The 22,566-nt window shown below is 40.6% G+C and carries 21 protein-coding genes; 7 read left to right on the top strand and 14 right to left on the bottom strand.

From position 1 onward, the window contains the following. Positions 1–29: 29 nt before the first annotated feature. The gene (locus PSH41_RS14760; RefSeq protein ID WP_273589420.1) at positions 30–1,208 is read left to right on the top strand and encodes an MFS transporter; all 1,179 of its coding nucleotides are present in this window, start codon (positions 30–32) and stop codon (positions 1,206–1,208) included. A gap of 75 nt (positions 1,209–1,283) precedes the next feature. Here PSH41_RS14760 and PSH41_RS14755 read toward each other — a convergent pair whose 3' ends face one another. From PSH41_RS14755 to PSH41_RS14740, 4 genes are all read right to left on the bottom strand, one after another. Further along, entirely contained in the window at positions 1,284–2,141 is an 858-nt protein-coding gene (locus PSH41_RS14755; protein ID WP_064387042.1) for an EamA family transporter, read from the bottom strand. Between the two features lie 219 nt (positions 2,142–2,360). Then, positions 2,361–3,110, bottom strand: coding sequence for a FadR/GntR family transcriptional regulator (locus PSH41_RS14750; protein WP_004587131.1), 750 nt, complete (start codon positions 3,108–3,110; stop codon positions 2,361–2,363). 512 nt (positions 3,111–3,622) lie between these two features. Further along, entirely contained in the window at positions 3,623–4,624 is a 1,002-nt protein-coding gene (locus PSH41_RS14745) for a Gfo/Idh/MocA family protein (protein WP_055253839.1), read from the bottom strand. 288 nt (positions 4,625–4,912) lie between these two features. After that, the gene (locus PSH41_RS14740; protein ID WP_273589419.1) at positions 4,913–5,929 is read right to left on the bottom strand and encodes an AraC family transcriptional regulator; all 1,017 of its coding nucleotides are present in this window, start codon (positions 5,927–5,929) and stop codon (positions 4,913–4,915) included. A gap of 176 nt (positions 5,930–6,105) precedes the next feature. Between PSH41_RS14740 and PSH41_RS14735 the strand changes: the two genes are divergently transcribed. Next, a complete protein-coding gene (locus PSH41_RS14735; RefSeq protein ID WP_273589418.1) occupies positions 6,106–7,716 on the top strand; it encodes a GMC family oxidoreductase in 1,611 nt (536 codons plus the stop codon). Here PSH41_RS14735 and PSH41_RS14730 read toward each other — a convergent pair. The 3 genes from PSH41_RS14730 to PSH41_RS14720 all read right to left on the bottom strand — a co-directional run bounded on the left by PSH41_RS14730 (position 7,711) and on the right by PSH41_RS14720 (position 9,424). Continuing rightward, positions 7,711–8,535 (bottom strand): class I SAM-dependent methyltransferase, encoded by an 825-nt coding sequence (locus PSH41_RS14730; RefSeq protein WP_273589417.1) that lies wholly within the window; start codon positions 8,533–8,535, stop codon positions 7,711–7,713. The two genes, PSH41_RS14735 and PSH41_RS14730, sit on opposite strands and share 6 nt — an antisense overlap. Before the next feature lie 3 nt (positions 8,536–8,538). Beyond that, positions 8,539–8,937, bottom strand: coding sequence for a hypothetical protein (locus PSH41_RS14725; RefSeq protein WP_029774450.1), 399 nt, complete (start codon positions 8,935–8,937; stop codon positions 8,539–8,541). Positions 8,938–9,004: 67 nt separating this feature from the next. Continuing rightward, complete coding sequence (locus tag PSH41_RS14720) at positions 9,005–9,424, bottom strand: DUF3429 domain-containing protein (protein WP_054981772.1); 420 nt, start codon at positions 9,422–9,424, stop codon at positions 9,005–9,007. A 254-nt stretch (positions 9,425–9,678) separates the two neighbouring features. Between PSH41_RS14720 and ahpC the strand changes: the two genes are divergently transcribed. Continuing rightward, entirely contained in the window at positions 9,679–10,248 is a 570-nt protein-coding gene (ahpC, locus tag PSH41_RS14715; RefSeq protein ID WP_004587118.1) for an alkyl hydroperoxide reductase subunit C, read from the top strand. Between the two features lie 156 nt (positions 10,249–10,404). Next, positions 10,405–11,988: an alkyl hydroperoxide reductase subunit F gene (gene ahpF / locus PSH41_RS14710; protein WP_054981773.1), complete on the top strand. Its 1,584-nt coding sequence runs from the start codon at positions 10,405–10,407 to the stop codon at positions 11,986–11,988. 111 nt (positions 11,989–12,099) lie between these two features. Here ahpF and PSH41_RS14705 read toward each other — a convergent pair whose 3' ends face one another. The 3 genes from PSH41_RS14705 to PSH41_RS14695 form a co-directional block, all read right to left on the bottom strand. Continuing rightward, a complete protein-coding gene (locus tag PSH41_RS14705; RefSeq protein ID WP_004587115.1) occupies positions 12,100–12,351 on the bottom strand; it encodes a hypothetical protein in 252 nt (83 codons plus the stop codon). 17 nt (positions 12,352–12,368) lie between these two features. After that, entirely contained in the window at positions 12,369–14,396 is a 2,028-nt protein-coding gene (locus PSH41_RS14700; protein ID WP_273589416.1) for a hybrid sensor histidine kinase/response regulator, read from the bottom strand. A 180-nt stretch (positions 14,397–14,576) separates the two neighbouring features. Next, positions 14,577–14,798: a hypothetical protein gene (locus PSH41_RS14695; protein ID WP_055014458.1), complete on the bottom strand. Its 222-nt coding sequence runs from the start codon at positions 14,796–14,798 to the stop codon at positions 14,577–14,579. A gap of 447 nt (positions 14,799–15,245) precedes the next feature. Here PSH41_RS14695 and PSH41_RS14690 point away from each other — a divergent pair, with 447 nt between their 5' ends. Together PSH41_RS14690 and PSH41_RS14685 are read left to right on the top strand one after the other, a co-directional pair. Further along, positions 15,246–15,533, top strand: coding sequence for a hypothetical protein (locus tag PSH41_RS14690; protein ID WP_273589415.1), 288 nt, complete (start codon positions 15,246–15,248; stop codon positions 15,531–15,533). Continuing rightward, the gene (locus PSH41_RS14685; RefSeq protein WP_273589414.1) at positions 15,530–17,125 is read left to right on the top strand and encodes a PepSY-associated TM helix domain-containing protein; all 1,596 of its coding nucleotides are present in this window, start codon (positions 15,530–15,532) and stop codon (positions 17,123–17,125) included. Before PSH41_RS14690 ends, PSH41_RS14685 begins: the two co-directional genes overlap by 4 nt. A 229-nt stretch (positions 17,126–17,354) precedes the next feature. On the opposite strand, the gene PSH41_RS14680 is transcribed toward PSH41_RS14685, so the two are convergent. Next, positions 17,355–18,191, bottom strand: a complete 837-nt coding sequence (locus PSH41_RS14680; RefSeq protein WP_055253856.1) for a patatin-like phospholipase family protein — start codon at positions 18,189–18,191, stop codon at positions 17,355–17,357. Between the two features lie 354 nt (positions 18,192–18,545). Between PSH41_RS14680 and PSH41_RS14675 the strand changes: the two genes are divergently transcribed. Then, positions 18,546–19,418, top strand: a complete 873-nt coding sequence (locus tag PSH41_RS14675) for an SMP-30/gluconolactonase/LRE family protein (protein WP_248450403.1) — start codon at positions 18,546–18,548, stop codon at positions 19,416–19,418. Positions 19,419–19,422: 4 nt separating this feature from the next. Here PSH41_RS14675 and PSH41_RS14670 read toward each other — a convergent pair whose 3' ends face one another. From PSH41_RS14670 to PSH41_RS14660, 3 genes are all read right to left on the bottom strand, one after another. Continuing rightward, the gene (locus PSH41_RS14670; RefSeq protein ID WP_029774440.1) at positions 19,423–19,878 is read right to left on the bottom strand and encodes an NfeD family protein; all 456 of its coding nucleotides are present in this window, start codon (positions 19,876–19,878) and stop codon (positions 19,423–19,425) included. Positions 19,879–19,906: 28 nt separating this feature from the next. Then, positions 19,907–20,863, bottom strand: coding sequence for an SPFH domain-containing protein (locus tag PSH41_RS14665; protein ID WP_273589413.1), 957 nt, complete (start codon positions 20,861–20,863; stop codon positions 19,907–19,909). A 106-nt stretch (positions 20,864–20,969) separates the two neighbouring features. Next, entirely contained in the window at positions 20,970–22,421 is a 1,452-nt protein-coding gene (locus PSH41_RS14660) for a sensor domain-containing diguanylate cyclase (RefSeq protein ID WP_273589412.1), read from the bottom strand. Positions 22,422–22,566 lie beyond the last annotated feature (145 nt).

Genomic DNA, 22,566 nt, shown 5'->3' with positions numbered 1-22,566 from the left:
GTTTTATTATTTATAAATTAGAGTTATTTATGAACCAATCACGTGCACAGCCAGTGCAAATAAGTAATACCTTAGTGAGCATTATTGCTCTGTGCTGTGGCCTTATTGTGGCAAATATTTATTATGCCCAACCTATTATTGAGTTATTAGCGCCCGATGTGGGTTTAAGTGCGCACAGCGCCAGTTTTATTGTGTCGCTTACACAAATTGGCTATGCAATGGGACTGTTTTTTTTAGTGCCATTGGCTGATTTAGTCGAAAACAAACGCTTAATGCTCATTACCTTAGCCATAACATTTTTAAGTTTAATAGGCGCAGGCTTGGCGCAAAGCCCAAGTGTAATGTTGCTATTATGCTTATTGGTGGGGGCGAGCTCTGTATCGGTACAAGTATTAATACCGCTTGCTGCGCATTTATCCTCAGATGAAAAACGTGGGCAAGTACTGGGCAATATAATGGCAGGGTTGCTACTAGGTATTTTATTAGCCAGGCCAGTTGCAAGCTTGATAGCCGATCATTTTGGTTGGCGAGCCGTATTTTACTTTGCCGCAGGCTGTATGGCATTTATAGCTAGTGTTATATATTTTGCTATACCGAGCAGGCAACCGGCACACAATACAACGTACTTTAAGTTATTAAAATCGCTTAAGCAGCTAATAATACAGCAGCCAGTGCTGCGTCAGCGGGCATTGTATCAGGCGCTTATGTTTGCCTCTTTTAGCTTATTTTGGACCAGCGTACCGGTTGTATTAGCCAGAGAATATGGCTTATCGCAATCGCAAATCGCCTTATTTGCTTTAGTAGGCGCAGCTGGTGCTATTACAGCCCCTATTGTTGGGCGTTTAGCCGACAAAGGTTACACGCATCAGTTATCGTTACTTGCAAAAGTGATTGCTGCTGCGTGCTTTTTACCCAGTATATTTGATCTTCCGCACGGTATTATTATTTTAGCGCTTACGGGCATGTTTATTGATTTTGCTGTGCAGGCAAATATGGTACTGGGTCAGCGGGTGGTATATTCATTAGAGCCGCAAAGCCGAGCTCGCTTAAACGCCATATACATGACCAGTATTTTTGTAGGCGGAGCGCTTGGCTCGTTAATGGCAAGCCCGCTATACGAAGCTGGTGGCTGGGAAAGCGTGGCGTTAGTGGCAGCGGGTATGCCAGTTATATCACTAGTCGGCTATTTAATGACAAGTAAAAAGTAGCGCGATACAAGTTATAGCGAATTTTGTTATTTAAAAGGCCAGCGCAGTTATGTGCTGGCCTTTTTATAGAGGCGATTATTGTTTTTTAACACTCGAAAATGAGCTACCCACCGAGGCTATAATCACCAATAATATAGCCAACCATTGCCACAAGGTTAATAACTCGCCAAGTATAATAAACCCAGCAAGGGCGGCAAATGCAGGCTCTAAACTTAGCATAATGCTAAACCCTTGAGCGGGCATATTACGCAGTGCAACCATTTCAAGTGTATAGGGCAGTGCACTTGATAAAATGGCAATGCCAATGCCCAGCGGTATAACACTCCATGTAAATGCACTGCTTTGTAATATGCCGCCATAAGGTACAAGTACAATGGCTGCTACGGTCATGCCGAGTGCGACCGTTGCGCCGCCCGAGCTTTGCGTGCCGGTTTTTTTGCCAAATAAAATATAGGCTGCCCAGCAAGCACCGGCACCTAGCGCGAGTATTACGCCAATTGGGTCTAGACTTTCTTGGCTGCTCATATCGGGCAGTAACAGTAAAATACCCGCAATTGCACACGCCACCCAAAATAAGTCGCGCTTAGCGCGTGAGCTAAATAACGCCACCGCTAATGGGCCGGTAAATTCAAGCGCAACACCAATCCCTAAAGGGATACGTTCAATGGCGTAATAAAATAAAATGTTCATTCCGCCTAGGCTTAAACCGTATACCACAATTGATAACCGATTCCCCTTAGCTGGTAGGTGTTTCCACGGTTTAAATATTAAACACAAAATAAGTGCAGAAAAGCCAAGCCTAAGTGCAGTAGTGCCTTCGGGGCCAACAACAGGAAATAACTGCTTAGCAAATGAGGCGCCAGATTGAATTGTGATCATTGCTAAAATAACGCACACAAGCGCGAGCAAAAAGTCTTTAGTGGATGATTGCATTGTTTTCCTTGGTAACAATCGTCTAGTTTTGCGCAGTGTATCTGTTTTTTATTGGCTAAGTAATAGCTTGTAAGGCATACACATTAAATTTGGGAGGGAGTAACTAATATGTGCGATGAATTAGCGTAGCTGATTATGCATAACTAAAGGCAAAAGCTGAGTGTCTTAAAATAAAAAAGCCAGCGAATAGATCGTTGGCTTATAAACGTTTAGGTCGTTTTAGTGTGTTTTGCTAGCACTTTTAACTAGGCCATCTAAAGAATAAAGGCCACGTTTTTCATCATTTTTACGTTTGATTTCTTCAAGCGCACGCGCTTCAACAGCGTCAAATAATGCATTAATTAAACGGTTAAAGTGTTTATGCATTGCGGTACGTGCGGCGCTTGCATCGTGTGTTTGCAGCGCGTTATAAATAGCGGTGTGCTCATCCATTACGCAATCGTTATTGTTTTTACACACACTGCCATAATCAGCCACAATTTGTGAATTGTTTAAACGTAAATCCCATAAATTTGCCACTGCATACTCAAGGGCTTTGTTACGTGTAGCACGCGCTATAATTTCGTGAAACTCGCGGTCTGCTTGCTCTACATATAAGCCTTTTTCCATGGCTATTAGCGTTTGCTTTAATTGAGCTAGTTCTTCATCGGTGATTGATTGAGCGGCAAGTGCGGCTATTTCACCTTCAATGAGTGCGCGAGCTTGTGTTAGCTCAAAAGCGCTGATCTCTTTTGTTTTTACAGATGTTTCTTGTTGTTCTATTACATAAACGCCTGAGCCGGTTTTGACCTCTACGCGGCCTCGTACTTCTAGTGCAATAATAGCTTCACGAATTGTTGGGCGGCTTACGTCAAACATGTCGGCAAGTTCTCGCTCTGGTGGTAAACGACTCCCAGCAGAAAACTCTCCTTGGTTTATCAAAGCTTCAACTTTATCAACAATGCGCCAAAATAAGCGACGGTTTCCCATATTCTACCTTTATTACCTTAAGGAATAGCGGCTAATAGGCTCAAATAGCCTAAACCTACTGTTATTAGCAGAGGTTACCCCAAAATTCACTATTATGTCAAAATTCTAAAGTGATGTAACGGTCATATAATATTATAAATGAGTGTTAACCTATTTATGTTACCAATTTAGTATAAATTTTAATAATTGGCTAGCTTGGTTGGTCATGTTTTTGTGTGCTAAGTTAACTTTGCTCATTTATATAAGCGTGCTTAGAGCAAGCTAACTTTAATGGATTGAAATGTGTGCAATCTAGGCGCGGGTTAATGGTGGTGCGAGGTGAGTAACCTAGTTCGCCTAATAACTGGCGCTGCCTTGGTTGAATGGTGAATAGATTTATGCAAATTAAACCATTAAAAATCTACACGCTTAAATAAAGAGCCTGTGTAATTTAGCTGTACCTAATAAAAAATAAGTAAGCACATAATTACAACTAGGCTCTTGCCTTGATTGCCCACGGATGGGGGTCAACTTTAGTCCGCTGCTGCGTTTTTATCATTAGGGTAAACTACCCCAAGCTGTTTTCTTGCGGTATCAAGTACGTTCATTACGTCGCGGGCAAGCTGATGTGTATTAACATCTGACTCTCGCTTTTGCGCGTTTATGGTTTGCATAAAGTGCGCAACTTCGTATTTCATAAAGTGCTCATCAAATTTATCTGAAATAACCTCAACCTCCCCGTTATTGGCAACAAACTCTATGTGTTTTAACTGCGACACGGCATGTATTCGTAAGCGTCCGCGCTCACCTTGTATTTCGGTGATGTTATCGCCTTGAGAAATTTTAGAGTAGCTAATAACGGCTTGTTTATCATCGTAATTTAATAATACGTCGCCTGCGCCATCTACGCCTGTATCTAATAGTACCCCACTGGCACTCACGCGCTGTGGAGCGCCCCAAAGTGCTATAAGTAGGTAAAGTGGATACACACCTAAATCGAGCAAAGCGCCATTGGCAAATTCCGGTAAAAAGGTATTTGGGCGTTCGCCGTTTTTGTATTTATCGTAGCGTGATGAGTACTGACTGTATTGGCCAATAAACTTACGGGGTTTACCAATTTTACTCAGCGCATTTTTAAGTCGCGCAAAGTTTGGCAAATGCGTGGTCATCATTGCTTCCATGTAAAGGCGTTTATTGGCATTAGCTGCAGTTAAAATAGCATTTAGCTCTTGGCTATTAGCGGCTGAAGGTTTTTCGCCTAGTACATGTTTGCCTGCTTCAAGGCACATTACTGCATATTGCTTGTGTAGGCTATTTGGCGCTGCAATATACACCGCATCAACATTGGGGTCTTGGCATACCTGCTCAATTGAGGTGAAAATTTTTACATCGGTATTGGGGTGATTAGATAAAAAGGCTTCGCCGCTTGATTGCTTGCGTGAGCACACACCGTATAAATTAAATGCAGGTAACGTATTTGCTGCGCTTAATAGAGTATCACTAATAAAATTTGTACCGACAATGACAAAGTTCATGCCTGCTCCTTAGCTTAAATAATAAGAGCCGTTACTTTAACATTTTTTTTGCCCTGTATGCTTTAGGGCGTGTTGACCTTTGGTGGTTGAATTTACAGCAGTATGTTTGGTTTTTAGGCAAGGCAGAGCCTATGTAGTGTGGTTATTCCCCATAAATAGGCGATAACGCAGCATAAAGACCAAACATGCGCTGCCCTATGGGTTCTTTCTAGGGACGATTGACTCTTTGTTGCTCGATTTTTACTTAGCCCACTAGGTTACAAACCTCGCGCCGCGATTAAATCGCCCCTAGATTGAATAAATTTCAATCCACAAAGTTCGACACGCCCTAGGAGAATACCCAAACCAGCGTTTAACACTTGCGCATAAGGTTGCCTGTTCGTGATAGCCTAAAAGCATTGAAATAGTGCTGATAGAGTATTGTTTTTGAAGCAAGTAATGCGCTGCTAGCGCCCGACGTGTGGTGTCTTTAAGTTTTACAAAGCTGGTGTTATGTTTAGCCAATTCACGGTGCAAGGTACGCGGGTGCATATTAAGTGCCTCGGCAATAGTTTGGTTTGAACACTGATAAATAGGCAGCATTGGCCTTATTAGTGCGCTTACTTGGGCAGGTAATGAGTGACTGTGTTCGTTGCGTTTAGCTAAAAAATTAAAGGCCGCGCTGGTTTTATCAAGGTTGTTGTGGTTAAGCTTTATCGATAAGTCGGCTTTGTTTATTACAATGCCCGCACTGTTGCGGTGCTCTATTACTTTACAGCCAAAATAGGTTTTGTATGCGAGTGTATTAGTTGCCAGCTTTTGCGGTAAAAACACAGTGCGAGGCTTGCACTGATTATTACTTAATTTTTTTATTATGCTCATGGCTAAGCCAAGCGTGAGCTCTATGGCTTGGTTTATTTGTGGCAGGGGCTTTAGGTTAAATTCAAACGATAAAAATAAGCTCTCGTCATTATCTAATGAGTGCGTTGTTAAGCACAATGCGGGGCTGTGTAAGTGTAAATATTTAACCACCCAGCTAAGCGCTTCTTCTAAATTAGTCCCACTTTTAGCGGCTATGGCTATGTGGCCTAAAATATCAAAGTTTTGTTTATTTGCTAATTTAAGCCCAAAGCTTGGGCAGTTAAGGGTGTGGCTGCAGTACTCTAATAAATTTGCATAGCTCAAGTAGGGTAAATATTGGTTTTCAAGGTTATTAAAGTCGACAGTGACCTTACAGGTTTTCATTACGCTTGCTGGGTCTGCGCCAAGTTCTTTAATTAACGAGTCTATTGAATATAAAGAGGTGGCACGTATTTGGCTGCTCATACACTGGCGCTGTAAATTAAAGAAGGTGTCTAAAAATATCAAGTTTTTAGGATTTAATCTATGCACTATAGAGCGAATAGCACGCTGCAATAAAACTGCTTATTTACAACTGCATGGATGCACAAAGCAAAAGCCGCTACCAATAACACCTAAATAATGATGATGCAAAGGCACTTATGAGTAACCACACGTTTGATTATATTATTATTGGCGCAGGCAGTGCAGGTTGTGTGCTGGCAGCGCGTTTATCAGAAGATCAGCATATAAGTGTGTGCCTAATAGAGTCGGGCGGTAGCGATAAGAGCGCTTTAATACAAATGCCTGCGGGTATTGCGGCCAGTGTGCCATACGGCATAAATAGTTGGCATTACAACACGGTACCGCAAAAGGCGCTTAATAACCGATGCGGCTTTGTACCGCGGGGCAAAGTGCTTGGTGGGTCAAGCTCTACTAATGCCATGGTGTATATACGCGGTAATAAATACGATTACGATAACTGGGCACAAAATGGCAACCTTGGGTGGGACTACAACAGTTTATTGCCCTATTTTATAAAAGCCGAAAACAATAAAACGTTTAATAACGCGTTACATGGCACAAAAGGGCCATTGCATGTGCAAGAGCTGACTAAGCCAAGTGCGGTAAACTCTTGCTTTTTAAAGGCGTGTGTTGAGCAAGGAATACAGTTAATTGACGATATAAATGGCGCTGAGCAACATGGAGCACGGCTTTCACAGGTTACGCAACATAATGGTGAGCGCTGTAGTGCTGCAAAAGCGTATTTAACACCGCACTTAGATAGGCCTAACCTTAGCGTGTTTACCCACAGCCACGTTAATAAAATTATAATCAAAAATAAGGTCGCCCACGGCGTAGAGCTTGAGCGCGGCGGTAAAATTATTACATTAATGGCCAAAAAGGAGGTGCTTTTAAGCGCCGGTGCAATTAACTCTCCACAAGTGTTAATGCTTTCAGGAATTGGCCCTAAAGCGCATTTAGCAGCGCATAACATACCACTGGAACATGCACTGGAAGGAGTAGGGGGTAATTTACAAGATCACTTAACCGTGGTGCCTTTGTGTAAAGCAAATACAGCAAAAGGCACCTTTGGGGTAAGTGTAAAAGGCGCTGCAAGTATTATTAAAGGGTGTGCGCAGTGGTTTAGTAAACGCAGCGGAGTGTTAACCAGTAATTTTGCTGAGTCACATGCGTTTATTAATGTATTGGATAATTCGCCTGCACCGGATATTCAACTTGAGTTTGTAATTGGGTTGGTGGACGATCATAGTCGCAAAGTTCACCTTGGCCATGGCTATAGTATTCACAGTAGTATTATGCGCCCCAAAAGCCGAGGGACAATAAGGCTTGCCAATAGCGATCCACGCAGTGCGCCGCTTATCGACCCTAATTATTTAAGCCACCCTGATGATTTATTGCTTATGCTTGCAGGGCTTAAAAAAGCGCTGCGTATTATGCAAAGCCCCGCCTTTGATAAAATTCGTGGTAACTTTGTTTACCAGCTTGATGTAAATAACGATTCCCAACTTATTGAATTTATTCGCCAAACTGCCGATACCGAATATCACCCTGTGGGCACCTGTAAAATGGGCACCGACAATATGGCGGTGGTTAATAGCAAACTACAAGTACACGGGATACGCAGCTTAAGGGTTATTGACGCCTCAATTATGCCAACCATAGTAACAGGTAACACAAACGCACCTGTTATTGCTATTGCTGAAAAGGCCGCTGATTTAATTAAATTGAGCTATAAAACAGGGTTATAAAGTGTGGTTGTAAAAGTCAGTAAGCCACGCCTGCCAGTCATCTTCTAGCTTAAGCATTTGTTGGTGCTTTTTAGCGTTAAGGTGTTTGTTTTCATCTTCGGTGGCAATAAAAGGGCCTACCCGACAAAGCGAGCAATGATTTTCACCTAAATACGCAGGCTTTGTAAGGTGCGTGCTTAGTTCGTCAGATTGCGCCGAGATTGCTTTAGGCGTAAACACATAAGTGATGCCACTGGTGTCTTTTACGTGTTTGTCACGGTCTACGTTTCTTATTTTGTAACCATCAAACTGGTTAATATCAAAAGGCATTTGGCCCGCGTACTTAGCCTCAAGGCCATTACTTAAGCTGCCTTCAATATTCCACTCGCGATAGGGTTTTACATCTTTTGAGGTTATGTAGCAAAGCATAGGGCCGCTCTTGTCGAGCGCGTAATTGTTAGCGTATTTAATAAATTGATGTAGTAACGCGCGATTAAGCACGTTCATGCTGGTTTTTTGAGTGTTGCTTTCAAATGCTTCGCGCCCGACAAAGGCTGGAATAAGCGGAAACTGAAAAATAACCACATCAAAGCTGTGCTGGTGCGCAGCTAATTTTTGCCAACATAAATGGTTCGTTACATCAAAGCAATTAATAACCTCAACATGACACTTTTTTAAACTACTTAGCGCATTGTGCTGGTATTTTTGCTCTATGGTTTCGGCGCTATCATAAGTAGATGCGACTAACTTTGCCGGTTTTATATGATTAACCACCGCATTAGAGAACGATAGATCGCCATCGCCTACGGTGAGAATTCGCCAATTAGGATTTAAATACATAACTTAATTAGATTTGTGAGTGTTTTGATCTGCACTTTGAGTATTTTGAGCTGTATTAGCACCATGCAAACGATGAAACGCAAGGCGTGTTTTAAGCCCTTCAATGGCTATTTGCTTTAAAATTAAATTAAAGGTAATTAAAATAGCAAATACAATATGAATAGGGCCATGTGTAAAACCCGCCTCTGGGTTATAAAGCGTAAGCCCAAACAACATAAATAGCACCACTAACAGTATTTCTATTAATTGGTTTGAGTAAAAGCTGAGCCGGCCTTCATTTTTGTGATCTTTTTTAATACTAATAGCGCAAAAAAACGGAATAACTTTAATTTTAAAAGCGGCGTTTTTTTCTACGTAGTTTTCGCCAAGCTCGTTAAGCTGCTGGCGTAATGTATCAATCATGGTGCGTCCTTAAATAGCAGTGCGCGGATGTTACACTATTACGCCTAGTAGGTTAAGCAGCGCAAGGTTATTTTGGGTAAAGGCTCATACCAATGGTGAGTATGTGACACACAAATACCACTGAGGTAAGAATAAAGCGCATTTTTTGATAATCGCGATGGTAGGTTTGCCATTGTGGTGTGGCTTTTTCAAAGATAAGAACTAACCAAAAACTAGCCCCTAACCAGGCAAGCGCCCACTCCAGCGGGATAAACGATAAAAATGGTACGGGTATAACAGGCACAACCGCTTTAATTGCATCGCTGTAGCTTTGCATCCCAGCGCGCCATAAATTGCCCGCCATAAATGCCAGTATAGCAATGCTATAAAAAGTAAAAAACTCCAAGTTAACGCTATTACTGCCAAACATAAGCGGCCACGCTACGCAGCCTAAAAAGGGTAGTAACCCCAAATAGCCAAGTTGAATATGATTAACAAATTTTTCCATTACAGCATGCCTTATGTTGTGTGTTTTTTAGCGCGGCTATTGTAGCAGTATTCTTAGCACTTACAGGTAATAAATCGTTTACGAATAGAAGAGCTAGATAGTTCAATCTTAAAAATCGATTGTTTTAATCTAAACAATCAATTTTATTTAGTTAATCAATGGGCTTATTGTATTAATCAAGCCAACGCGAAAGGCCACACATTTTGGCTGCGTTGAGTAACTTTAAAACACTTTAAATATAAATGAGGAATACTATGAGCACTTCATTGATCAACACAAAAATTCAACCTTTCAACGCAACTGCATACCACAATGGTGACTTTGTAGAAGTGTCTGAAAAAGACGTACTAGGTAAGTGGTCAATCTTCTTCTTTTACCCTGCAGATTTCACGTTTGTATGTCCTACTGAGCTTGGCGATGTTGCTGATTACTACGAGCAGCTTCAAGAAATGGGTGTAGAAGTTTACTCAGTATCAACTGATACTCACTTCACGCATAAAGCATGGCATGACACGTCAGACACTATTGGTAAAATTAAATTTCCAATGATTGGCGACCCAACTGGCCGTATTACTCGCAGCTTTGGCGTTATGATTGAAGATGACGGTCTTGCACTTCGCGGTACTTTTGTAATGAACCCAGAGGGCGAAATCAAAGTAATCGAAACGCATGACCTAGGTATTGGCCGTAGCGCTAAAGAGTTAGTACGTAAAGTACAAGCTGCACAATACATTGCAACTCACGACGGTGAAGTTTGCCCTGCATCTTGGCAGCCAGGTGAAGACACACTTGCTCCTTCACTAGACCTAGTTGGTAAAATCTAAATACAAGTTTACCCACTTTTATGAGGGCAGGTAACTGCCCTTAAACCAATAAATATTCGTTTATTGGTGCCTCCTATATCAACTCGGACTCATTAGCACATGCATTGCTTGGCGTGGGAGGCTTGCTGTTTAAATTTTCCTAAAAAGGGTTAAGCCATGTTAGATAACAACATTAAAAATCAATTAAAAAGCCATTTTGAATCGCTTACTCAACCTGTTGAGCTGCTTATTGCCTTGGATGACAGCAAAAAATCAGCAGAAGTAGAAAGCTTAGCAAACGATTTAGCCTCGCTAAGCGATAAGTTTACGGTAGTGAGCAACCCCGATTCGAGCGCACGTCGCCCATCTATGGTTGTGCATTCACCTGAAAAAAACACCCACATTACGTTTGCTGGCGTACCTATGGGTCACGAATTTACAAGTTTAGTGTTAGCGCTTTTACACACTGGCGGACACGCAAGTAAAGCAAAAAGCGAAGACATTGAACAAATAGAATCACTCAATCAAGAACTTAATTTTGAAGTATACATAAGCTTAAGTTGCCAAACATGCCCGCAAGTAGTGCAGGCGCTAAATACAATGGCAGCAACAAACAGCAAAATTAAAGCAACAATGATTGACGGCGCACTCTTTCAAGACGAAGTAGAAGAGCGCAATATTTTAGCAGTACCAGCTGTGTACTTAAATGGCGAACCATTTAGCCAAGGTGCATTAAGCCTGACCGACATTTTAAATAAAGTAGACACTAAAGGCGCGGCTAAACAAGCTGCAGCATTAAGCGAAAAAGACGAGTTTGATGTATTAGTAGTAGGTGGCGGACCTGCGGGTGCCTCAGCCGCTATTTACTCTGCTCGTAAAGGGTTAAACACCGGTATAGTGGCCGATAGATTTGGTGGCCAAGTTGCCGATACGTTGGCTATCGAAAACTTTATTTCGATTAAAGCCACTGAAGGTCCAAAGCTTGTTGCTCAGCTTGAAGAGCATGTTAAAGAATACGATGTAGATGTAATGCATAACCAACGCGCAGCAGGGCTTGGTCGCGGTAGTAATGGTTATGAAATTACCCTTGAAAACGGGGCTACTTTAAAAGCTAAATCGCTTGTTTTAGCAACCGGTGCACGCTGGCGTGAAATGAACGTACCTGGTGAGCAAGAATATCGCGGCCATGGCGTAGCTTACTGCCCACACTGTGATGGTCCGCTATTTAAGGGTAAGCCTGTTGCCGTTATTGGTGGTGGTAACTCGGGTATAGAGGCGGCTATCGACTTAGCTAACATTGTAGAGCATGTAACGGTACTTGAGTTTGCTGATACGCTGCGCGCTGACGAAGTCCTTATTCGTAAAGCGAATAGCTTAAGCAACATCACTATTATTAAAAATGCGCAAACCACTGAAGTAGTAGGCGATGGTAAAAAAGTAACCGGACTTAATTACACTGACCGTGTAACAGGCGAGGAAAAATCATTAGCACTTGCAGGTATTTTTGTACAAATAGGTTTGATCCCTAATACCGAATGGTTAAAAGAGAGCGACCTTACACTAAGCAAATTTGGCGAGATAGAAATTGACGCTAAAGGCGCAACCTCATTACCGGGCGTTTACGGTGCGGGTGACGCGACAAATACGCCATTTAAACAAATCATTATTGCAATGGGTAGTGGTGCAACAGCAAGCTTAGGCGCGTTTGATTACTTAATTCGCCATAGCGAGCAAAGCAACCAAGACCAAAATGCAGCTTAATAGGCAAATCGTCTCTTGATGTAACAGCAATAGGTACACCCAAAAGCTGTTTGTTAACCCAAGCCGCCCTCTCCAAAGGCGGCTTTTTTAATGCTTATAACAATATCTCTATTAATCACAGCCGCCAGAATCCCCACCGCAATCATTATTAGAGTGTGAGTTATTACTAGCATAAATTGAAGAGTCAGTGCTTGTATAAGTTGAACGGCCTTGTGATGCCTTACCACTGATAAACGTAACTAATAGCAATACGCTTGATACAATAACAACGATTATTGATGAACCCCATTGCCCTGTAGAAATGCCTTTAAATATGGCTAACAACAGTACAGTAAAAAGTAATGTTCTTATTATATTTCTCATAGTATGTCCTTACTAAATTAAAGCGAATTTACTTTAGCTGTATGTTCTAAGGCATTAGAAAGCGCTTTTTCTATGTGCGGAAGCTTAAACGGCTTAGAGACAAACATATCCATGCCTGCTTGCTGGCAAGCTAGTTTATCTTGCGACGATGTATTAGCAGTTAGCGCTACAATGTAGGTGCTTTCGCTAGGGCAAATACGTTGCGCTCTCAGCGTTTTAGTGGCTTCAAAACCATCCAGGATTGGCATAATGCAATCCATAAAAATAAGGTCGTAATGCTTTTGCTTACACTTAAAAATAGCGTCTTGGCCATCAATGGCGCAGTCGGCTTTTACGTTTAACTTATCAAGAGAGGCATCAAGCACACGGCGGTTTATATCGTTGTCATCAACAATAAGTACACTGAGCGAGTGGCTGTTTAACTCAATTTTTGATTGAATGTCGTCTATTATTTGCTCTTTACCAAGCTCTAGCGGAATATTAATACTAAACGTTGAGCCTTTTTGTAGTTCACTCGTCACCTTTATTGTGCCGCCCATGTATTCTACAAGCTCTTTTATAATTGCTAGGCCAAGCCCTGTGCCCCCTTTATTATTTTTAGCGTCAACCTCTTGTGTAAACGGCGAAAATAAAGACTCTAAAAAGGCAGGGGTCATCCCGCGACCAGTGTCAGAAACAGTGATACCAAGAGATAGCGCATCGTTATTATTTATGAGCTGTGTTTTAAGTTTTACATGGCCTTGCTCGGTAAATTTTAATGCGTTACTTAATAAGTTAGAGGTAATTTGGCTCAGGCGTGTGCTGTCGCAAAAGGCCCAGCAGCTATCATCAATTGTATTTTCTATGATTAATCCAACATGGGTTTCTTTAAATAACGGGGTATATAAAGAGGCTAAATCACTAAATATGGTTTTAAGCAGTATATCGGTTGGCTCTAGTTTTAATTCACCATGATTAATTTTAGAAAAATCGAGTACTTCGTTGATAATATTAAGTAAAATATCAGCGCTGCGTAGCGCTATTTTTATTTTTTCGTCTCGTTTTTCAGTGTCTTTTTCATCTATTAAGGTGGTGAGCATGCCGGTTATGCCATTTAGGGGGGTGCGTAACTCGTGGCTAATTTTAGCAAATAGCATACTTCTATCTTCTAACATATGCTCTGCTTCGGCTTTTTTCTTTTTTAGCGCTTCTCTAAGTAAGATTGATTCGGTAATGTCTTGAAATGTACCAAATAGCCTTATGCAATTACCTTCGTGAAACTCGGCTTCGCCAAAAGTCGAAATCCAAATTTCTTGGTTTTGTGCAGTGATAACCTCAAGCTCTAAATCCCATTTTTCACCTTTGTTTATGGCGTTTTCTACCGCTTTATTTATGGCTTCTCTGCTGGGACCCTCTTTGTAAAACTCAATTGCGTTATCAACTATTGGCTGATAGTCATCGGCTACCTGATGAATGCGTTTAGTTTGCTTACTCCAATAAACTTTGTTCTCGATTAAATCGACCTCCCAAGTGCCGATATTCGCGATGTTTTCGAGCTTTGAAAGGGTGTAGCTATTTTTTAAAAGTTGCTCTTTAGTGTCTATTTTTGCAAATTCAGATCCTAACCACTGAGCAAATAGCTCAATGTAATCGTAGGCTTCGTCGCTAAATGCAGTTGACTCGTTAGGCGATGAAAAGTTAACCGTGCCAAAAGTTTTATCGGCTACTTTTATAGGTGCGCCAATGTAGGACTCAAGTTGAAAATTTATGTAACAAGGGTGAGTTGCAATCGTACTTTGTGAGGCTTTATGAAACGAAAGCGCCGAGCCCGCAGATAACGTATGGACGCAATAGGTGCCATCTAGCTCAAATTGTGTACCGGGTAATAAGGCGTTATCGGGTGTTAGAGCATGTAATACTGTGTACGTATTAGCATCAATTTTACTAATTATTGCTACATCAAGGCTGAACACTTCTAGGCCAAACGCGAGTAGGTTTTTAATTTTAGAATTAAAATCCAGAGTTTGGTCTGAGACTATATCGTGAAAACGCCTTAAAAAGTTCACCGCAATTACCTTAATTGTATTTTATATCGTTATGCGTATCGGCAGATAGGCACATTTATTTATATGTTTTTAACAGTTTATACCAACAGGCGTAAACCGTTGAGCAATATATTGAGTAATGGGTGTTAGGCTATCAACACGCGAACTTAATTGTTTTGCTCAATTAGCAAACTTTTCCCATTAATAGGTAGAATTAGGCGTGTATTCTGGGTTTATGTCGCCGCCTACTTCTTCTGGGTCTACATCGTTTATAAGTAACACTTCGCGCACGGCTTCAATATGATCAAGCACTGTTTGATAGCGCTCGCCATATTCGTACTTTGTTACTTCAATTGCTTGCGGCATGTAAGTAAATGCAATTTTTAGTGCGTGTAACGCCTCTGGATTGATTTTATCGCTCATAAATTTCTCTCATTTTATCAATGTATAGTGCTTTGTTTTACAGCTGCTAAAAGAGCCTGCCTAGGGGCAATTAGCTTTTTGCATATGCCCTAACAAAATAACAATAATTATAGAGTTTGTTGACTGTTAAAGTTAAAAATTTGCCTGTTTAGCCGTTATTTTAATTCACTAAGCAGTTAATCACTGATCAGCATGATAACGCAGTTGTTTTGGGATTATTTAAAAACATTTTTAGCTCATCATATTTGCCTACCTAAATACCAAGTATGCTCAAAAAATGTAATTTTATAAATAAACAGGCATTGATTATGCGAATAAAAGGGAGCTTGTTAGCTTATTAAGTAACGATAATATGTTGCATAAATTTACAAATGCGCAATATAATGCAAATAGTTGTTATTTGCATGTACAGGTGTGCGCGCCTGCTATTTATTAAATGAGCTAAAAATGAATAATAAAAAAACCTTTAGCGCTATAAAGCGTCGCCATTTAATGGCGTGCGTATTGGCATTGGTAACCGCTACGGTGATGATAACCGGGATGACTACCTATTTGCCCTTACAAATGAGTGAACAAATTTTACTGCCTATTTTACTGTTTCCAATTATTTGGGTTGGGCTTTTTATATATGCCTACATTAGCGAAAAAGCATGGCAGCCATTTTTACTCATGATCACTTTGTGTTTAGTGCATGGAATTTTAAGTTATTTTGCATTAATGCAGGGGCAAGGATGAAATCAATTACTTTAAAAAAGCTATTTTTATTACATAGTTGGGTGGGCGTAGTAACCGCCGTTTTATTGTTTGTTGTGGCATTTACCGGCGCGTTAGCAGTACTTGCAAGGCCTGAGCTAAAAATTTGGGCCAACCAATCACTGCAGCAAACTCAACATATTCCTAATAGTGAAATAAGCACATTAGTTAATACATACCACGCTCAAGTGCCCAAAGAGTTTGGTGAAAACATTCATGTGTTTATGCCAACAGGGCATAATTTTCACTTACTGGCTTTAGTATTTGAATCACACCATGGTGATGAAAATTACCAGCAAGAAGTACTTCGGGCATTTGAATTTGACCCAGCAAGCTTAGCGTTGGTAAATACCTACTATGGCCCGAGTAAGCAATATTATGCCAATAGAAAAACAGATGCAGCCAGCTACATTGGTGAGTTTCACGCTGACTTACATTTAGGGCGACCTATAGGGCTTATTTTAACTGGGTTTTTAGGTTTAACATTATTAGTAAGTACGGTAACTGGCTTATTTATACATCGTAAATTAATTAAAGAGCTGTTCACCTTTAGGTGGCTTAAAGGCTTTGATGTAACCATAAGTGACGGCCACAAAGTAATGGGCATTTGGGGCAGTATTTTTAATATTGTAATTGGCTTTAGTGGCGCATTTTTAGGGCTCGCAACCGTAATTTTACTACCTGCAGCAGCTTTTGTTAGCTTTGGAGGAGACCAAGATAAGTTGATAGAAACTTTTACAGCTATTCCTGAGCCAATAATTAGTCATGTAAATCAGCCGACTAACATAACAGCTATTTTAAGTGATGCGCAGCAACGCTACCCACACGCTGTTATTTTAGATGCCACGGTAATGGCGCATAACGATACAAACGCACAAGTGTATTTACGCCTTTTAGGAGGCGAAGCCGTGGCTTCTCAGTTATTGCATTACAATGGGCAAGGGGAGTACATCACTTCAATGAGTAGTTTTGGCGATATAGCAGGGGTATCAATTAAAATTATTGAAATACTCTTCCCACTCCATTTTGGTAATTTTGCTGGCTTATTTGTGAAGTTACTTTGGGTAATGCTTGGCTTAGCATGTGCCTTAATGCCACTTTCTGGCATGATGATGTGGTTAGCAAAGCGTACCAGAGGCAGCACACCAACGCTTAGCGCTGACGCGTATGCAAGGTGGAACCGCTTTATTATAGGCAGTTGCGGTGGTTTAGTGCTTGCTTGTTGTGTGTTATTCCCTGTGCAAGTACTTTTAAACTATGCCGTGGCTGGTGTTGAGCACAATGCTTACTTTGGGCCGGTATTTTTTTACACGTGGTTAGTATGGCTAGTAATTGCAGCATTTTGGCAAAACTATAAAAACTACTTCAGAGCAACCTTGTTGCTTTGCGCCTTATTCTTAATAAGTGTTTTACCACTTAATAGTGTATTGGGCGTTAATAATGTTATTAACGCAAACAGTACCCTAGTGGCATTTACAGATATTAGCTTTTTAATTGTGGGACTGGCGTTTTTATGGGGATACTTAAAAACAAAACCTGATGCCATAGCACTTGCAGAGGTAAAAGCAGGATGAGCACCGTTATGATAATTATTGCACTAGCGTGTTTACTGGCCGCTTTATTATTAATGAGAAGTAAGCACTACAATGTAGCCTATAGGTGGCTGTATTGTTGTGCTTTAATAGCTATTGCCTTAGCGTTTTTTATAAATGTTTACGCTGTGCTAGCGGGCATTATATGCACCATTGCAGCGTTTACTGTAATGGGCATACTGGTTGCGCTATCTAAAGGGAAACAACACACTTAGCTTAAAAAGGCTTTGGCTGTATCAATTCCCATTTTGTACCCGTCGTTAAGGCGTTTAACATTTTTTGTTGTACGGCCCACTCTAAATTGAGGCGGTGGAGCAATAATATTGATTTTGCAATCTTCAGGCGGGTTATTAATAAAATCTATGCTGCTGTTATAAACATGCGCTCTGTTAATCGAGCTATTTATTAAAGCAGGGTAGTTTTTATAAAGTTTTTTGGTTAACCACTGCGATTTACTTGGCTTTTTTCTATAGCCTAGTGGCTGAGAAAGCACCACGGTTATTTCTTGAGCGCCCATTTCGTATGCTTTTATTACGGGAATAGAGTCTGCTACGCCGCCATCGGTCATCGCAATATCATTAATTATAGGGTAGTTACGATACGCAATTGGAATCGCGCACGATGCCTTAAGTTGCTCTACCATCGCATCACTACTTGCTTTAAGGTAGTGGGGTTGCCCTGTGGTGATAGCTGTAGAGACGATATAAAATTCGTGAGCCGCCTTTGCAAAGGCTTCTGTATTGAGGGGGATCTCTTTAATGGTTGCTTGCCACAGCCAATCTAAATCAAATAAGTGGCCGCCTTTGATAAAGCGCGCTAAGTTAATAAATTCAGGCCGACACGAAAAATCGGTAATAACATGGTAGTTTCGTTTAGGTTGTTGGCATAAATAAGCGGCTATATTGGTAGCGCCAGCAGAAACCCCAAAGTAATTAGTAAAAGGTTGATAGCGCTGCGCTAAAAACTCATCCAACACGCCGGCGGCAAAAATACCGCGCATTGCACCTCCCTCAACCACTAAAGAATGTTTATTGTTATTATTAATCATACTATTACCTCCCTTTTGATGATATTACCAACTAACCAGGTAAAGCGCGATAAAATGCTGAAATAATTATACCCATTTGCCACATTACTTAATTCACTTAAGGGGTTAAACTTAGCGCTAACGGCGCTAAAAATTTTGATATAAACAGAGCAATAACGAAGCTTTTATCCTGTAATCAACATGGTTTAGTATTTAAAACTAAATCACTTAATTAAGCTATTTGGTATTAGTGCACTGTTTGGCTTAGCAAAAGCATTTAGTTGCTAATATGTTTTGTTTAATCGTAAGTGTTGGGTATTTCTGATAAAGTATTTATTAATACAAGGCTTTGTTAATATTAAAGAATCGTTATTTATGACTGACTCAAGTGTGACCGTATTTAGTAACTTGCAAAATAAGTTAGGTGAAAGCCCGCTTTGGCACCCTTTGCTTGAAACGCTATTTTGGGTAGATATAGAAAAAAACCTGCTGCTAAGTAAGTGTTTAACAAAGCCTGACTCACTAACACAAGTTGAAATGCAAGATACGGTTTCGGCTTTAGCGTGGCTTGATAAAGCACATCTTATTATTGGCACCAGTACGGGTATATATAAATACCATATAGCTTCTGGGGTGCGCCAAACGCTCACATTTTTAGAAAATACCCAGTCCACACGGCGCTCTAACGATGGTCGGGCAGACCCTTGGGGTGGGTTTTGGCTAAGCACTATGGATACAAACGCCCGCTCAGGCGAAGGTAAGATTTACCGTTTTTATCAAAATTCGCTTAATTGCGTGGTGCAAGGTTTAACCATTCCCAACGGGTTATGTTTTGATAAAGCGCGCTCACGTGCTTATTACTGCGACTCAAAAGCCAGCTGTATTTTTACTTTAAATGTAAACCCAGACAGCGGCGAGCCTATATTACCCGCCCAAGTTTTTTATCAATTTAAAAATACCCAAGTAGACCCAGATGGCTGTGTGATTGATGCCCTTGGCAACTTATGGCTTGCGGTATGGGATATGGGCTGCGTTATGTGTTTATCGCCAGATGGGGAGGTTTTAAACACACTGTCGCTTGCTGCAACAAAACCTACAAGCGTTGCGTTTGGTGGCAATAACGCACAGTGGCTATTTGTAACTTCTGCAGATGACAGTAATGTAAAAACTAACCAGTCATTACAAGGTAATGTATTTGAAATATCAGGTATAAAAAACGGGCAGCTAGAGCCGCCCGTAATAATATAAAACGTTACGGGGCAGGGGCAACCCACATAACACCTACCTCTTTTTTAACCACTATTACTTTGGTGCCAGCACTAATGGGTTGTGTACTTTTGAGTTGCCAGCTTATGCCTGAATATTGATGTGTTGTTATTTCTTTATCTGAAACATCTTTTGCTAATACAAAAGTAAGATCGGCGAAATCGCTATTTATTTGCTTAGAATCTACATTTTCTTGCATACGTTTCATGGGTTTCCATAAAAGTAGTGCCAAAACAGCGGTAATGATGGTATTGCTCCAAAGCGCCGCTGTAATAGTTTCGGGTAGTACTCCTGCAACCATTAACAGCCCAGAAGTTAGCAAAGACAACCCCAAGAAAAGCAGAATAATAGTAGATAGCCCTAAAACGGTGACTTCTATTATTAATGCAATAATACCTATAACCATTAAAGCTTGTGGTAAGTTTTGCGAAATTAGGTCCATATATTCTCTTAAATTAAGCTAATAGGCTTTATTGCAGCTTTTGCGTTTTATTTAATGTATTGATAATAGACATACCTTGCGCTACGAGCGAGCTAGCATCGGTGGCGTTATCGGGAAGTAAAACGACCGATGACTCTTTAGCTATGGCCTCTTTTGCAGCGATAGCCTTAGTTGCAAGGTCTAATTGGATAGCTTTTTGTCCTTGTTCTGTATCTGCTGCTGCACCTACTTCACGCAGAGCATCTGCTTGTGCTTCAGCTACCGCAATAATGGTTTTTGCTTCACCTTCTGCTCTGAGTATTTGTTCTGCTTTTTCTGCTTCTGCGGCAAGTACCTGCGCCTGCTTTTTACCCTCTGCAACATTAATATTTGCTTGTCTGTCACCTTCGGATTCTAATATTTGCGCGCGTTTTACACGCTCAGCTTTCATTTGTGCTTCCATTGCTTCCATAACTGATTGAGGCGGCACAATATCTTTTATTTCATAGCGTAAAACCTGTATACCCCATGGCTCAGCTGCTTGGTTAATAGCTGCCACAATGTTGGTATTTAATAAGTCACGTTCTTCAAATGTTTTATCTAGTTCCATTTTACCTAACTCTGAACGCATAGTTGTTTGCGATAATTGAGTAACAGCAAATACATAGTCATCCACGCCGTATGTTGCTTTGTAAGGGTCAAGTACTCGAAAGTACAATACACCGTCAACAATTAGAGAGATATTATCTTTTGTGATGGCTGACTGTGAGGGAACATCTTGAGCTTGTTCTTTCAAACTACGGTCTGCAGCAATGCGGTCTATAAATGGCACAATAAAATTGAGGCCGGCTTCTTTAGTTGATTGGTATTTTCCAAAGCGCTCTATTAACCATGCTCGGTTTTGAGGTACAAACTTAACACTACTTTTTAGAAGTACAATTACAAAAACAAGTAAAAATGCTTCAACAGTAAATACCATATTTAGTATTTGATTGATTGGATCCATTTAAAAATTCCTTATGAGAGTGGAGTTGCTGAGTTGTTGTATTGTTTATAATTTCAGCGTGTATAGATTATCACTACTTGAATTTATGCACCACAAAAACAAGCTTTTAGTGAGTGGGTTTAAATTGGCATACCTTATTACGGCCTGTTTCTTTTGCGGTATAGAGTGCTTGATCGGCTTTGCTTATAAAGCACTGCGGCGTGCTATTTTTATCAGGTGTGGCTGAATAAAAACCGATACTTAATGTTAAGTACTCACTTACGGTAGAATTATTGTGTTTTATGTCTGCCGCTTTAATTGCTTGTTGAATTAAGTGGGTAAATTGTTGGCAGTCTTGCTCATTAGTTGCCGGTAAAATGACGGTAAATTCTTCACCGCCATAGCGCGCGGCTAAATCGCCTTCGCGTCGGCATTGCGACTTAAGCGCAGCTGCCACCTTAACTAAGGCTTCATCGCCTTGTTGATGGCCGTAGCTGTCGTTGTAATTTTTAAAAAAATCTATATCGCACATAATTAAGCTAACGGGCTGCTTTGCACGTGCGCAGCGTTTAATTTCGCTCTCTAGTGCTTTGTCAAAACAACGTCTATTTGCAATTGTGGTTAGGCTGTCGGTATTTACAAGGTGGTTAAGCTTTTGATTTGCGGTAATTAGCTGTTGTTGAATATGCTGAAGCTCTTGCTTGTAGTTTAAGTTTTTAAACGCATTAGCGATTATTTCACCTACTAGTTTTAACCTAATTAAGTCTAAGTCTGTCCACTCACGTTTTTGCTTTACACAATCACAACCAATAAAGCCTACTAGCTCCTTATCGTAGCGAAGGCCAATACACAGTACCGATTGAATACCTTCACGCTCAAGTTCTTGTTTTTCTTTAGCCGCTTTTGCTGGGAGGCTGGCAACATCATTTACTTTAAATAAGTGTGTGGTGCCCATTAAATTAGCAAAGTAGGGGAGAGAGTTTTTTGGTATGTGCTGTAGTTGATCTTTAAATGGCTGAATCCCTTGGTTAACCCACTCATGGGTGTTACGCATTGACTTACCATCGTCAGAAAATTTAAATAAGTAGCTCCTATCGGCATGGCATACAGTGCCAATGGCTTTAAGCGCAAACTCTATATGAGTATCAATATCGTCAATTTGAATATCTATTAGGTCGGTAGAAATTTTTGAAATAATTTTATCAAAGTTATATTGCGCATCTTCGTTGTGTTCAATTATCTCAAACGTAGCAATGTATAAGTAACTATTTAGCGAGGCAAGTTTGGCGTTTAGTAATAGGCCGTGCGTTTGTTTTTGTAAAAATACGTGGCAGTTAGTATTTATAACTAAGTATTTTTCAAACAATTGCGCAACAGTAAATTGTTTTTTACTTTCTGGACTACTTAACGTGAGGTGCTTAAAGTCTGCATCTTTTAATGTTGGCTGTGAGGGTAAATCAAATATACTCTGCGCTTGAGTGTTTGCTTTATAGGCTTGTGTTTTAGCATCATAAAGTACAACGGCAAACGGAATAAGCTTTATAGTACTCCACATATCTTCGATTGGTTTTAAGCCCACTCATTGCTCCCGTTGATTTTACATACAATTTAATTGTTCCTACTATGTTATTTAGTACAACTTTAGCTATTTTGCTAAGTTTTTAGTGCGTTTAAGAGGGCTTCGTATTACAATTGCTACTGTATATCATTACCCTTTTCTACTC

It is taken from the genome of Pseudoalteromonas sp. CST2 (assembly GCF_028599385.1).
Taxonomy (GTDB): Bacteria; Pseudomonadota; Gammaproteobacteria; order Enterobacterales; family Alteromonadaceae; genus Pseudoalteromonas; species Pseudoalteromonas atlantica.
Note: the sequence above shows the minus strand (reverse complement) of the source record. Positions and strands in the feature narration are given on the sequence as shown.

Coding starts and splice junctions, on each gene's coding strand:
- PSH41_RS14760 (WP_273589420.1), top strand. CDS start 30: ATGAACCAATCACGTGCACAGCCAGTGCAAATAAGTAATACCTTAGTG.
- PSH41_RS14755 (WP_064387042.1), bottom strand. CDS start 2,141: ATGCAATCATCCACTAAAGACTTTTTGCTCGCGCTTGTGTGCGTTATT.
- PSH41_RS14750 (WP_004587131.1), bottom strand. CDS start 3,110: ATGGGAAACCGTCGCTTATTTTGGCGCATTGTTGATAAAGTTGAAGCT.
- PSH41_RS14745 (WP_055253839.1), bottom strand. CDS start 4,624: ATGAACTTTGTCATTGTCGGTACAAATTTTATTAGTGATACTCTATTA.
- PSH41_RS14740 (WP_273589419.1), bottom strand. CDS start 5,929: ATGAGCAGCCAAATACGTGCCACCTCTTTATATTCAATAGACTCGTTA.
- PSH41_RS14735 (WP_273589418.1), top strand. CDS start 6,106: ATGAGTAACCACACGTTTGATTATATTATTATTGGCGCAGGCAGTGCA.
- PSH41_RS14730 (WP_273589417.1), bottom strand. CDS start 8,535: ATGTATTTAAATCCTAATTGGCGAATTCTCACCGTAGGCGATGGCGAT.
- PSH41_RS14725 (WP_029774450.1), bottom strand. CDS start 8,937: ATGATTGATACATTACGCCAGCAGCTTAACGAGCTTGGCGAAAACTAC.
- PSH41_RS14720 (WP_054981772.1), bottom strand. CDS start 9,424: ATGGAAAAATTTGTTAATCATATTCAACTTGGCTATTTGGGGTTACTA.
- ahpC (WP_004587118.1), top strand. CDS start 9,679: ATGAGCACTTCATTGATCAACACAAAAATTCAACCTTTCAACGCAACT.
- ahpF (WP_054981773.1), top strand. CDS start 10,405: ATGTTAGATAACAACATTAAAAATCAATTAAAAAGCCATTTTGAATCG.
- PSH41_RS14705 (WP_004587115.1), bottom strand. CDS start 12,351: ATGAGAAATATAATAAGAACATTACTTTTTACTGTACTGTTGTTAGCC.
- PSH41_RS14695 (WP_055014458.1), bottom strand. CDS start 14,798: ATGAGCGATAAAATCAATCCAGAGGCGTTACACGCACTAAAAATTGCA.
- PSH41_RS14690 (WP_273589415.1), top strand. CDS start 15,246: ATGAATAATAAAAAAACCTTTAGCGCTATAAAGCGTCGCCATTTAATG.
- PSH41_RS14685 (WP_273589414.1), top strand. CDS start 15,530: ATGAAATCAATTACTTTAAAAAAGCTATTTTTATTACATAGTTGGGTG.
- PSH41_RS14680 (WP_055253856.1), bottom strand. CDS start 18,191: ATGATTAATAATAACAATAAACATTCTTTAGTGGTTGAGGGAGGTGCA.
- PSH41_RS14675 (WP_248450403.1), top strand. CDS start 18,546: ATGACTGACTCAAGTGTGACCGTATTTAGTAACTTGCAAAATAAGTTA.
- PSH41_RS14670 (WP_029774440.1), bottom strand. CDS start 19,878: ATGGACCTAATTTCGCAAAACTTACCACAAGCTTTAATGGTTATAGGT.
- PSH41_RS14665 (WP_273589413.1), bottom strand. CDS start 20,863: ATGGATCCAATCAATCAAATACTAAATATGGTATTTACTGTTGAAGCA.